This is a genomic window from Fontimonas sp. SYSU GA230001, from assembly GCF_040066175.1.
In the GTDB taxonomy this organism is placed as follows: domain Bacteria; phylum Pseudomonadota; class Gammaproteobacteria; order Nevskiales; family Nevskiaceae; genus Solimonas.
Genome location: NZ_JBEAAM010000019.1, coordinates 23,318 through 35,587, shown reverse-complemented (window position 1 = coordinate 35,587; position 12,270 = coordinate 23,318). Strand labels below are relative to the sequence as shown.

The window sequence follows — 12,270 nt, the reverse complement described above, 5'->3', positions numbered from 1 at the left end:
TGTCAGCCGCGGCGAAAGCGGAAGAACGGTTCCTCGGGGTTGACGCCGAACTTCAGCGCATCGATGTCCGGCAGGAGTTCTTCGTGTGTCGCGATATCCGGGATCAGGCCGGAACTCGCAATTCGGTCGAAGATGTCCTTGCCGTACAGACGCACGTGGTCTTCCTGGCCATAGGCGTGAAATCGCGCTTGCGGGTCGGTGATGCCCGGATCGCACCAGGTGCGTTCGAGCACTTGGGAGTAGGGCGTCTGCAGTATCGCCATGCCGCCAGATCGAAGTACGCGGAAAATCTCGCGGAGTGCGATCGAGTCATCGGCCACGTGTTCCAGAACATGATTGGCGATCAGCAGATCGACGGACTCCGATGCGAACGGCATGTCCAGCAAATCAACCTGTCTGATCTCGGGACGAGTCGGATACAGGTCGCAGAGGATGTAAGAGGCCGGCTTCATCCGTGCGAGATGCAATGGCAACCGCTTCTCCGGCGCGAAATGCACGATGTGCTTGCCGGCCAGGTCCTGCAGTAGGCCCGACGCTGTCATGTACAGCAGGAGGTGACGTTCCCTGTCGTGCGCACCGCAGCGTGGGCACTCGAAATGATCGACATCACTGCCCGCCATGCGGACCGATTGCATCAGCGGTGCCACACCGCCGCCACCGGACCTGTATGGCATGAACGCGCGGACCGAATGTCGGCAGCAGACGCAGTAGTACCGACCGCCTGGAACGAAGCCGGACAGTCCGTACCGGATCATCTTGAGTGGATTGATCGAGCGCATCGAATCAACGTCTGTAGAGGATGTGCGGCCGATCGCTCGAAACGAGTGTGGTGGCGCGCCCGGCAAGTTCAGATACGACTGCGCGCCCGAACGCGAACGCGCAAAAGGCCAGCGTCACCGATGCGGGGTACGGGGATGCCGAGAGCACCGCAGGCGTCCACCGGCGCAACAAGTCCGGCCGACGTTCGCGGATCGAACGCAGAGCAACCCGCCGCCAGAAGTCGGCCAGTCCTTCCGCGAAGGCGCGCTGACTGACCTTGTCTCTCGGGACACTGAGGATCGCGTCCCAATAAAGCTCGCGAACGCGAGCATTCGCTTCGTTGACCAGCGAGCCGACCGCGTTGACGCGGTAGGCGACCAGCGGTTCGCCGATATGCCCAATGGGACCATTCTGGGCATGCAGCAAGTGCGCACGGTAGTCAATGAGATCCCCCTCGATCGAAAGCCATTGCTGCTTGTGCATAGACCGGAACAGCACGGAGCTGTTGCACAAGAAGTTGCCGCGCCGGAGCAGGCTGTCTAGATCCATTGTTTCGTCGCCGACATTGTTGAACAAGCCGAGTTCATGGCCTTGCTCATCAATGGTTACCGCGTTCGTGTAAACCGCAGAGCAGTCGGGGTGCCGCTGCAGAAACGCGAGCTGCCTGCGGAGCTTGCCAGGCAGCCAGTAGTCGTCGCCATCGACACGGGCGATCAGATCAGCACGGGCCTTATCCAGGAGCGCCCGCGTGTTCTGCGACGCGCCAAGTCGCTGCGGGTGGCGGACATACTGGAGGCGTCCTGGATACTGGATGCGCAGTGACTCAACGATGGCGGGGGTGTCGTCAGTCGAGAGGTCATCGCCGACGATGATCTCGGCGCGCAGTTCGAGTGTTTCCTCCAGAACGCTCTCGACGCAGCGCCGGATGTACCGGCTCTGGTTGAAGGTCATGATGCAGATGCTGACATCCGGAATGCTCACGCTGTATCGCCCGATGCCGTTGCGGCCAGCTGTGTGTGGGCCATCCGCCGGAGTTCACCGATGTCACGCAAGCTTCGGTGCCTGATCAGAAACGCAGTTGCGAAGTAGGCGGCCAATGGGGCCGCCACGAGGAATCCGGTGCGCCAGCCACCGGGATCGAGAGTCACGAGGACCAACTGGCCCGTGACGGTCTGCGCGCCGAGTGCCAGCAGTGTATCGGCGTGGTCGCGGAGTTGGGGACGCATCCCGTACTGCATCAGCGTCTCCAGGTATCGAGCGTTCAGCGCCAGTGACAGCAGGCTGGACGCCAGTAAAGCGTAGGCGACCCCGACGGCACCCCACAGGCTGCCCATGACGATCAGTGTGATGGCGAGACACTTCTTGGCAATCGCCAGCTTCAGGAACAGATCCGACCGCCCGATGGCATTGATTGCGACCTGATTCAGCACGTGGATGGGCCAGAACATCCCGCTGAGCGCGAGGATCGCCAGAAGCGGAGCCGCGCCGATCCACTGGGGGCCGAAGGCGGCCTGCACGATCGGCTCGGAGAGCAAGGCGATCGTCAGCATCACCGGCGCAGACAGAAAGGTTGCACTCCGAACCGAAATTTGCAGCGTCACTCTCAGGCTCTCCGTATGGCCAGCCGCGCGCGAAAGCACCGCGAGGCCGAACTTGTTCAACATCGCCGAGACGATCGAAACCGGCGCCTGAAAACAGGTATAGGCGACCGTATAGAGGCCCAGGGTTGAACTCCCGTACAGGCGACCGATCAGAACGGACTGCAAGCGCAGCGATAGGACGTCCAGCAGTCCTGCGACCATCAGGTTGCCGCCGAAACCCAAGAGCTGCGTCAGCGAGTGTCTGCGAATCCGGCCCGCGGGGCGCCATCCAGAGATCAGCCAGCACGCTGCGGCGCGGAGCGCTGCTGCAGCAACCGCTTGAACCACAAGTGCCCATACCCCCAAGTTCATCGCCGCCGTCAAAAGGGCCAGACCGGTTGATCCGATCGCCGAGATGGCCTCTATCCCAGCACGACGCTTGAACAGCATCGATCGAGTGATGAGTGCATCCGGGACTGCGGCGAGCGCATTGAAGAATATCGTGAGTGCCATCACCGGCAACAGTCGCGCGAGTAGCGGCTCGCCGAAGGCGTTTGCGACCAACGGAGATGACAAAGCGAGGAGTGACCAGGCCAGAACGGCAACGATGGTCATGAACCAGAATGCAGTTGTCTCATGGTCCGGGCAAAGTATTGGCCGTTGGACGATTGCGGGCCCCAGGCCGGCATCGACGAAAAGCATGGCAATGCTCGTTCCCACGAGCAGCATGGCGACCAGGCCAAAATCGGCTGGCTGCAGCAGCCTCGCCAGAACGAGCGTTACGATCAACTGTCCGCCGTAGCGGAAGCATATTTCTACGAGAGCCCATGCTGCGCTGCGGGGATCAATCTGGGCCTTTGTGGCGCTCTTTTCCGCCGAACTCTTGTAAGCCACTGCCTGGCGACCCAACAGTCGGGTTCAGGATCTGCCGCTCGACGGCAGGCGCTTGCTGTCGGCGACAAGGTTTGGTTTGGCCGGGCGCGCGACCTTGCTCTTCATCAAGAACAGAGGGCGATTCAGGAACTCGCCCAAGAACTCGAATCGCCGAAGATTGGATGGCGTCAAGTCCGAGTACCGCTCCGTTGTCGGATCAAATAATCCAATCCTTTCGATGCTCCACGAATCTACGGTGCCAGAACGAATGAATTCAATGACCTCACTTTTCGTGCCGCTCGTGAAGAGAGGCTTGCCCCTGTCCCCTTTCCAGTTAAAACCGATCTGCATCCACATCATTCCGCAGGTCGTCGCCAATGCGTTGAGGCTCGAAAGGATGAGGTGCTTCGCCTGATGAATCGAAATATCGCGGTCGCCGAAATCATCTCCCACGTGATGCAGGACATTCAGGCAGTAAATGAAATCGAAGAAGTCTGATCCGGCATCCAGGAAACTAAGGTACTCGCAACGGACCTCCAGTTTGTGTGAAATATCGAGATACTGTGCAATTTCATTAAGAAAGGCTGCGTGAGCGGGATTGCCTTCGGCCGAAACGACCTTCTCTGCACCTGCAGCTAGGGCGCCAAGACTGAAGTAGCCCGTATTGGCACCGATATCCAGGACATGTAGCCCTCTGACAGAAGAGTGCTCATGCATGTACGCAAGCCGCTGCTGCTCATATTTCCCGGGAGCAGCCAATTCAAGTCCCACAGCAGACGTAAGTGCAGGGTGAAGCGACTGGTAACCGCTGTGCTTACTCTGTGCCTCCAGTAGCTTGCGAAGGCGGTCTGCCACTGCTGATCGCAAGTCGTTCATTGTGGGATCTTCAATGTTTGCCGTGTAATGCTGCGGTATCTTCTCGCCCGTATACATCGTGCTGTGCAATCAACTCGTCAATTTCGGGCGCAGTCAAAGAATCTGCAGCTGGGAAATACATGCACGTCGCCGCGCGACGGCCATGTGCCCACGCATACCAATATATAGAAGACGTGTCGCAATGAAAGTCATCAGTGGAATGCCCAGAGTCTGAAGAAAAGAGGTGCAAAATGCGCGGGCATACATCAACGGCGAGTTGGAGGGGACCCCAGAAGCGGGGGTTGACTTCAACAAAGTGCAGGGTGCCTGAAGAGTCTTGCAGCAGTTCCATCATCCACGGGCCGAAGTACCCGACAGATGAGAGTCTGTCGAATAACGCCTCCTCATCGAGTCCTGGATTATGTCCCGTTCGCGCCAGAACGATTGATTTTCCACCGGATTGCTGGAGAAGATTCAATTGCCAAAAATAGGATCGTCGGCCGTCTCGAGCGAGATAGCCACAAAGGTAGTGGCTTTGTCCCTTGATATATGTCTGCGCAAACCAGTTATCGGGATTGAGCACTGATTTCGCCCTCAGCACTTCGGATTCGCTCAAGCAGATGAGCGGATAGTTCACCCTCTCGTCACCGACATTGGTCTTTGGCTTGAATACGCAGGGGCTTGCTGCTTCGTGCCAATTCAAGTGTGGGGGGGGGTGTATTCCGCACACTTGATGAATGAGCGCGTGGCTCGTCGCCTTGTTGGAGAGCAGCAGATACAGGGATTCGGATGGCATCGGTATGTGCCAGCCCATGGTTTGCAGATCTTGGCGATGGGCGAGCACGAAGACATTGGAGAATTCAGTCGTAGGGCAATAGATCAATGAACGGATTCCCAATTCAGTCGCAACATTTCGGATTCTCGTGAACAGGCGCAGATCGATGAGCCGATCGTCCCTGGTCAGAATTACATTGCTCTTCCATGATGTCTTAAATATTGAATCGTTGTGGTCGGCTGCAACGATTGCAAAGGGCAGATGTTGGCTGTGGAAGAATCTGCAGAGCGCAATAACCGCCCGGTCGTTATAGCCGGAGAACAAAAGAAAGGTTCCGTCTTGCATAACGATGACACGAGGGCAGGATAGTGAAGGCCGTGCTGAGAATTGTGGTCAACAGTCGCGCGATGACTTTAAGACGGCCGCGCACACGGCTGGACACGCAGGTGGAAGAGTGTTCCCTGTCGGGAGCACGATCACCCGCGATGCGATGTCCTCCGTCACGGGCAGTAGCAAGCCGGCGTGCGGAAAGAGTGATCTGTACGGCTCCATCCGGTGGCAGCCGGGCCAGAAGTACTTGCGCGCCAGGATGTTCTCGGCCTGGAGCGCGGCGACGATCTTGTCCCGAAGCCCAGCAACACTTCGATCCAACTCGACGACGACGTACTGGTAGTTCGGTTGCTGGTCGCTTCGATACTGCAACAGTCGAAGGTGGCCGAGTGGCGAGAGTGCTTCCGCGTAGTCCTGATATCGGCGTCGATTGTGGTTGACGAAGCGGGGCAGCGATTCGAGGTTGACCAGCCCCAACGCCGCATTGATCTCCGGCATCTTCCCGTTGGTGCCCGGGTACACGACGTTGTCGTAACCCTTGAAGCCGAAATTGCGCATCAGGCGCAGGGCCTCGGCGAGCTCGTCGTCGTCAGTGGTGACGGCGCCGCCTTCGAAGGTATTGAACACCTTGGTCGCGTGGAAGCTGAACACCTCGCAGCGGCCGAATCCGCCGATCTTCCGCCCGCCATGGCTGCAGCCGAAGGCGTGGGCGGCGTCGAACATCAGGGCCAGGCCATGCTCGTCGGCGATCGCCTGCAGCGGCTCGATCGGCGCGGGACGTCCCCACAGGTGTACGCCGATGATGCCGGTCGTGCGCGGCGTGATCATGCGCCGGACGCTGTCCGGATCCAGGTTGTGTGTACTCGGATCGATGTCCGCGAAAACCGGGGTGATCGCCTGCCAGTGCAAGGCGTGTGCGGTGGCGATGAAGGTGTAGGAGGGGATGATCACCTCGCCCTCCAGACCCAACGCGCGGATGGCGATCTCCAGCGCGACGGTGCCATTGCACATGGCCACGCAGTGCTTGACCCCCAGGAAGTCCGCCAGCCGTCGTTCCAGTTCCTGGACCAGCGGGCCGTTGTTGGTCAGCCAGCGTCGATCATAGATCTCTGCGGTGTAGGCGAGCAGGCGTTCCCGGTCGCCCAGGTTGGGGCGGCCGACATGAATCGGCTCGGGGAAGGCCGGGGGCGCGCCGTTGATGGCCAGGTCGCTGGCATTCCGGATCGTTTTCACGATGGTCTCGGTTCTCGCGGCCGGATCGGGTACGCGCAACCACACTCGCACATGATCGTCATTCCGGGCTTCCGGAGTCTGAGGTCAGTGCACGGTATCGCAGTTCGAGCAGCTTCACGTCGTCCAGAACGGCGAAATACTGGATTGGCTTGCTTTCCCTCAGCTTGTGCAGTGCGTCGAGGTGCTTGCGTGCTTCGATCGTGTTGCCGTTGCTCAGTTCCCAGCTCGCGGCCTGAATGAGCGTGCGGGGACGACGGTCCAGTTCCAGAGCCCGCTGAAGTCGTTCGCGCGCACGATCGGTTTCGCCGATCGCGCTGTAGACGATGCCTTCGAGAAGGACGAGATCGCACAGACGCGGCTGGAACGCAGGGTTGTCTTGCGCGGCGCGGAGCAGGTCAACGATCTCCGCAGCAGAGTATGCAGAACAGTGGTTTTCGCTGAATGCGTTGACGATTCGATCCAGGAACTGTACGGCAGTCAGGATCTCTCCGTCGCCTTTCGCGGCGGCGGCTATGGCCTGGTCGAGTGAAGCCGGGCGCAGTTCAGGGACGTAACAGCCGATCTCGGCTCGGGCGATGGCCAGGGCGCTGTTCGTCGGGAAGCGCTCGATCGCGATGTCGAGCAGGCGCGCGGATTCCTCGGGGTACCCTTCCACGAGCACTGCTGCCGCAAAGGTGGTATGCACCCGGGCCGAATCCGGATTCTGCATGTACCAGACCTTCTTCTGGAGCAGGGGATTGCCCCAGAGCGAGGTGATGTTGAAGGTCACCACGGCGAGCATGACGAAGTAGAGAGCGCCGAGCGCCAGTCGCACGCTCGGACGCACCTGCGTGATGCCTGTCAATCCGGCGACGAGGAACAAGGCGATCGCCGGGCTGCCGAGGTAGTTGCGGTGCTCGAAGACCAGTTCCAGCGGCACGATGGTCGATTCCAGGACGTGGCTGCCGAGGAAGAACAACACCGCGAATGCGGCGACGGGCCAGCGCCTGCGCGACTGCCATGCGGCAATGATCACCGCGAGCCATGCCGTCCAGGCCAGCGCGGTGGTGGACGGCGCGAAAAGGCCGGTGGAAACCGGGTAGTTGTCGTAGAGAAACCGCAGCGACCCCGCCGAGGGCAGCACGATCTGCTGCACATACATCCAGAGCACGCGGCCTTCGGTAAGCACGCGCTCGGTCATGTCGAAGGCACGGTTTCCGTAGTGTTGCCAGGGTTGCAGGAACACCAGCAGGTAGATCGTAAAGGCGGCGAGAGGAAGCCACAGCCCCGCGAGCCAGAGGCGCGGCGGCCGACGCACGCGGCTGAGCAACGTTGCTTCCACGGCGAGCACCAGCAAGGGAAAGACGATCGCATTTTCCTTGCAGAGCATGCCGAGGCCGATTCCCACGAACAGCGCAAGCAGAAATAGAGCGTGTGCCTTGTTCGTCGTCGTCCCGGCTGCGCGCGGCTGAACGGAGCGTGACTCGACATACAGCGCCAGCCCCAGGAACATGCACGTCGCGGCCAGCAGGGTCATGCGCTGCACGACGTACAGGACCGAGCTGACCTGGATCGGCCACAGCAGCCACAGCGCGGCAGCGATGGGTGCAATCCATCGGCCCTGGTGCAGATTCATCAGTTGCGCCAGGCGTGCGAAGCACCACCACAGCAGGCTGGCATTGATTGCATGAATCAGCAGGTTGATCCGTTTGAACGCCCCGGGATCCGCGGGCCAGCTGTCGTGCTGCAGCGCGAAGGTCAGCAATGACAGCGGGCGGCCGCTCGGGCCGGCGATGCCCTGAACGGCGTAGGACAGCAGTTCCTGCCAGCGGCCGGTGGTGATGGTGGCCAGTCGCTGAAGGTTGGGATAGTCGTCGAAGATGAATCCGCCGGGCAGGCCGGGCCGATACAGCAGCCAGAACGCCGCGAGCGCCAGCAGCCAGAATCCGGCGGGCAGGAAACGCTGCAAGCGGAGTACGTGTATCGCGCTTACCGGCAGGCTGCCGGCAGGTATCGCGATGGAATGTCGTTGGAACTGCAAGTCCAGTGAGCGCCGTCCGACGAGGTCATGAGAACGTTGCGGTTGGCGATGAGGGTGGAGACGTTGGTTGCGCGGATATGCGCCGTGAGTTGCACCACACCCGTCGATCCCGCGCCGCCGGTGATGGAAACCGTGGCGATGAAGGTGCCGGTGCTGCCCTGGTCCGCCACACTGGCGACGTCGGCGGGCCAGCGTCCGGCGCTGTTGAAGAACTCGGCCATCGGGACCTTCTTGCCCATCAACAGCGTGATCGCCTCGCCGGCCTGCGCCTTGGCCACGTAATCCCGGTACGCGGGAATCGCGATGGCGGCGAGAATGCCGATGATCGCGATGACGATCATCAGCTCAATCAGCGTGAAACCCCGATTGCTCCGAAGGTCCATGGCTTCGCGTCTGCGGTGACGTTCAAAACGAGGAAGGCTGCACCGACCGCGTGCAGCCTTCCCTGGTCACGAGTCGATCACCCGCGGCAGGCCGCCGGCAGGTACTTCGGATCGATCGGATTGGCCCCGCCCGGCTTGCAGGTCCAGCTGCTGCCGCTCGTGGACGTCATGATGACGGTCTTGCCCATGATGTTCTTGTTGACATCCTGAGCCTTCATCGTCGCCGTCAGTTCGATCGGCAGCGAAGTGCCGCCGGTGTTTCCAGTGATCTCGATGGTGGCGACGTACTTGCCGGACAGCGTGCCCATCACGGACGCCGCGGCACTCGGCCAGACGCCCTTGTCGGAGAAGAACTCCGCCAGCGGGGTCTTGCCGCCGGACATCAGCGAGACCGCCTCGGACGCCTGCGAGCGCGCGATGTAGTCCTGGTAGGCCGGGATGGCGATGGCGGCGAGGATGCCGATGATCGCGATGACGATCATCAGCTCGATCAGCGTAAAGCCCTTCTGCAGCTGCTTCTTCATTTGAAACTCTCCAATTGGATGGTGATGCACCGGAACGTCTCCCCGTGCGCCTTTTCTTACGCAGCCTGTGTGCCAAGGCTCATGCTGCGGTGCAACTCAATAAAACCAGGCGCTTAGTCAAATTTATCTACATGCCGACCGGACGGGTCGGCCCAGTTGTGTCAGTGAGTGACGGAATTTGTCAAAAGTCTCCTGTGGGATCGCCGCAGGGCCAGCCGGCGAGATGGCGTTCGACCAGTGCGGCCAGCGCGTCGAGGTGCGCCGGTTCGGCGTTGAGCGCGGGAATGTAGCGCAGAACCTCGCCGCCGGCACGGCGGAAGTCGGCGGCATAGCGCAGCGCGACTTCCTCCAGCGTTTCCAGGCAGTCGGCGGCAAAGCCGGGGCAGATCACGTCGAGCCGGCGCACGCCCCGGCCGGCGAGGGCGGTGACGTATTCGTCAGTGTAGGGCGACAGCCACTGCGCACGGCCGACGCGGGACTGGAAGCTCAGGCTCCAGCGGTCCGCCGGCAGGTCGAGCAGCTGTGCGAGTCGTTGCGCGGTCTGCCGGCAGTGGCGGCCGTAGGGGTCGCCGGCGTCTTCATAGCGCTGCGGGATGGAATGGAAGGACAGCAGCAGGTGGTCGCCGCGCCCGTGGGTTGCCCAGTGATGCCGGACCGAGTCCGCCAGTGCGGCGATGTAGCCCGCGTCGTCGTGGTAGTCGTTGACCGTGCGCAGCTCCGGCACCGCGCGCAGCGGGCGGCAGGCGTCGAACACGGCGTCGAGCACCGAGGCGGTGGTCGTCGCCGAGTACTGCGGGTACAGCGGCAGCACCAGCAGCCGGGTCACGCCCTGCGCCTGCAGTCCGGCGAGTGCCGTGGTCACCGACGGTTCGCCGTAGCGCATCGCCAGCGCGACGGTCGCGCGGTGGCCGAGCCGCTGCTGCAGGCCCTGTTGCTGATCGCGTCCGATCGCCAGCAGCGGCGAGCCGCGTTCCGTCCAGATCGCGCCGTAGGCGTGTGCGAGCCGGCGTGGCCGCAGCGGCAGGATGAAGCCGTAGAGGATCGGCCACCACAGCAGGCGCGGCAGATCGACCACGCGCCGGTCGGCGAGGAACTCGCGCAGGTAGCGGCGGATCGCCGGCGCGGTCGGCGCCGAAGGCGTGCCGAGATTGACGAGCAGCACGCCGGTCCCGGTTGCCGGTGGTGGCGCCGTATCGATCCGCGAGGGCGCGGTGATGGCATTCATCATCGGGGCTGGATCGGCGGCGGTGTTCAGTCCGGGCGCTGTCCGACCCGGCCGGCGGCGAGCCGTTCGAAGTAGTCCTGCCAGGCGCGCATCGCGCGGTGGCCGAGCAGCAGCATGGTCGGCAGGTTGACCGCGAGCATGAAGCCCAGCGCGACGGTGCTGACGGTGTCGAGTTCGACGTCGGTGCGGATGAAGCCCAGGCAGGCGGCGAATGCCAGGCCGCACCACAGCAGCCGGTAGGGCACGACCCAGCGGCTGCCGGCGAGATAGACCACGCCCTGTTCGCCGTAGTAGCTCCAGGTGATCATCGTCGAGATCGCGAACAGCCAGACGGTGATCGTGACCATCCACTGGCCCAGGCCCGGACGCACGGAATCGAAGGCTTTCGCCGTCAGCGTCGAGCCGGGGTAGTCGGCGAAGACGCCGGGTTCGACGATGCGCGGCGCTTCGGCTGCGACCAGCGGCCGCCAGACGACCGAGCGCGCGTCGCCGCTGCCGGCGATGTTGCCGAACAGCTTGCCGCGCGTACCGTCGGCATGACCGACGACGACGAACACCTGGTCGCCGGTCAGCAGCGACGGATCGGCGCCGGCCGGCAGCCAGTCGAGCGCCGGCGCCCACTGCTGCGGGCCGGCGGCGACCAGCGCCGGCGGTGTGTCCCAGCTCACCGCGGGACCGCGGTTCCACAGGCCGGTGATCAGGATGACCAGCGCGGTCATCGTGCAGACGACGATGGTGTCGATGAAGGGTTCGAGGCCGGCGACCACGCCTTCGGTGACCGGCTCCGGCGTCTTCACCGCCGAATGCGCGATCGGCGCCGACCCCAGGCCGGATTCCGACGAGAACAGCGCGCGCTTCATGCCGAAGATGAAGGCCGTGCCCAGGCTCGCGCCGATGAAGGCGCCGCCGGCCTCGGCCGGTGCGAATGCGCTGCGCAGGATCAGCGCGAAGATGCCGGGCACCCGATCGAGGTTCGCGCCGATCACGTACAGCGCCGCGAGCACGTAGAGGCCGCACATCACCGGCACCAGTACGCCGGCGATCTGGCCGATGCGGCGGATGCCACCGAGGATCACCGCGCCGACCAGCAGCGCCATGACCAGACCCGAGATCCAGGTCGGCACGCCGAAGTAGGCGCGCGCGATCTCCGACGCGTTCCAGGCCTGGAACATGTTGCCGCCGGTGATGCCGAACAGGATCAGCGCGACGGCGAACAGGCCGCCGGCGACCGCGCCGACGCCGGCGAGCTGCGGTCGCAGCTCGGCGAGGCCCTTCTTGCACACCCACATCGTGCCGCCGTGCGGGTTGGCGGGATCGTCGGTGTTGCGGTAGAGCAGCGACAGCGTGACCTCGGTCGATTTGAGCGCCATGCCGACCAGGCCGACCATCCACATCCAGAACACCGCGCCCGGCCCGCCGATGGATACCGCGATCGCCACGCCGCCGATGTTGCCCAGGCCGACGGTCGCCGACAGCGCCGCCGACAGCGCCTGGAAGTGCGACAGCGCGCCCTTGCCCTGACCCGAGACGCCGGGCACCCGGCCGCGGACCAGCTGCACGCCATGGGTCAGCGAGCGCCACTGGCCGAAGCGGCTCCACACGGTGAACAGCAGGCCGATGCACAGCAGGCCGAGCAGCGTCGGTACGCCCAGCATCACGGCATTGATCGCGTCGAGCGCGGCGAAGAAGGCGTCCATGAGGGCGGTCCGCGGT

The 12,270-nt window shown here is 62.9% G+C and carries 11 protein-coding genes; all 11 read right to left on the bottom strand.

Translation table 11 applies throughout. The annotated features are described in order from the left end of the window. Positions 1-2 precede the first annotated feature (2 nt). On the bottom strand, positions 3-779 hold the full coding sequence (locus tag AAG565_RS11020) for a class I SAM-dependent methyltransferase (RefSeq protein ID WP_348819646.1): 777 nt from the start codon (positions 777-779) through the stop codon (positions 3-5). A 4-nt stretch (positions 780-783) separates the two neighbouring features. Then, positions 784-1,740: a glycosyltransferase gene (locus AAG565_RS11015; protein WP_348819645.1), complete on the bottom strand. Its 957-nt coding sequence runs from the start codon at positions 1,738-1,740 to the stop codon at positions 784-786. Further along, positions 1,737-3,233, bottom strand: coding sequence for a lipopolysaccharide biosynthesis protein (locus AAG565_RS11010; RefSeq protein WP_348819644.1), 1,497 nt, complete (start codon positions 3,231-3,233; stop codon positions 1,737-1,739). The genes AAG565_RS11015 and AAG565_RS11010 overlap by 4 nt, the downstream gene beginning before the upstream one ends. A gap of 24 nt (positions 3,234-3,257) precedes the next feature. After that, positions 3,258-4,088 (bottom strand): class I SAM-dependent methyltransferase, encoded by an 831-nt coding sequence (locus AAG565_RS11005; protein WP_348819643.1) that lies wholly within the window; start codon positions 4,086-4,088, stop codon positions 3,258-3,260. 10 nt (positions 4,089-4,098) lie between these two features. Next, the gene (locus AAG565_RS11000; RefSeq protein WP_348819642.1) at positions 4,099-5,187 is read right to left on the bottom strand and encodes a hypothetical protein; all 1,089 of its coding nucleotides are present in this window, start codon (positions 5,185-5,187) and stop codon (positions 4,099-4,101) included. Between the two features lie 48 nt (positions 5,188-5,235). Beyond that, entirely contained in the window at positions 5,236-6,405 is a 1,170-nt protein-coding gene (locus tag AAG565_RS10995) for a DegT/DnrJ/EryC1/StrS family aminotransferase (RefSeq protein ID WP_348819641.1), read from the bottom strand. 58 nt (positions 6,406-6,463) lie between these two features. Then, positions 6,464-8,353 carry a hypothetical protein gene (locus AAG565_RS10990; protein WP_348819640.1) on the bottom strand — a complete coding sequence of 630 codons (1,890 nt, stop codon included), beginning with the start codon at positions 8,351-8,353 and terminating at the stop codon, positions 6,464-6,466. A 20-nt stretch (positions 8,354-8,373) separates the two neighbouring features. Next, the gene (locus tag AAG565_RS10985; protein WP_348819639.1) at positions 8,374-8,808 is read right to left on the bottom strand and encodes a pilin; all 435 of its coding nucleotides are present in this window, start codon (positions 8,806-8,808) and stop codon (positions 8,374-8,376) included. Between the two features lie 77 nt (positions 8,809-8,885). Continuing rightward, positions 8,886-9,332: a pilin gene (locus AAG565_RS10980; protein WP_348819638.1), complete on the bottom strand. Its 447-nt coding sequence runs from the start codon at positions 9,330-9,332 to the stop codon at positions 8,886-8,888. Between the two features lie 181 nt (positions 9,333-9,513). Further along, positions 9,514-10,557 (bottom strand): ferrochelatase, encoded by a 1,044-nt coding sequence (hemH, locus tag AAG565_RS10975; protein ID WP_348819637.1) that lies wholly within the window; start codon positions 10,555-10,557, stop codon positions 9,514-9,516. 26 nt (positions 10,558-10,583) lie between these two features. After that, positions 10,584-12,254 carry an alanine/glycine:cation symporter family protein gene (locus AAG565_RS10970; protein WP_348819636.1) on the bottom strand — a complete coding sequence of 557 codons (1,671 nt, stop codon included), beginning with the start codon at positions 12,252-12,254 and terminating at the stop codon, positions 10,584-10,586. Positions 12,255-12,270: the final 16 nt, after the last annotated feature.

Excerpts from the sequence above, each read along its gene's own strand:
- AAG565_RS11020 (WP_348819646.1), bottom strand. The coding sequence starts at position 779 with ATGCGCTCGATCAATCCACTCAAGATGATCCGGTACGGACTGTCCGGC.
- AAG565_RS11005 (WP_348819643.1), bottom strand. The coding sequence starts at position 4,088 with ATGAACGACTTGCGATCAGCAGTGGCAGACCGCCTTCGCAAGCTACTG.
- AAG565_RS10970 (WP_348819636.1), bottom strand. The coding sequence starts at position 12,254 with ATGGACGCCTTCTTCGCCGCGCTCGACGCGATCAATGCCGTGATGCTG.
- AAG565_RS11000 (WP_348819642.1), bottom strand. The coding sequence starts at position 5,187 with ATGCAAGACGGAACCTTTCTTTTGTTCTCCGGCTATAACGACCGGGCG.
- AAG565_RS10980 (WP_348819638.1), bottom strand. The coding sequence starts at position 9,332 with ATGAAGAAGCAGCTGCAGAAGGGCTTTACGCTGATCGAGCTGATGATC.
- hemH (WP_348819637.1), bottom strand. The coding sequence starts at position 10,557 with ATGAATGCCATCACCGCGCCCTCGCGGATCGATACGGCGCCACCACCG.
- AAG565_RS10985 (WP_348819639.1), bottom strand. The coding sequence starts at position 8,808 with ATGGACCTTCGGAGCAATCGGGGTTTCACGCTGATTGAGCTGATGATC.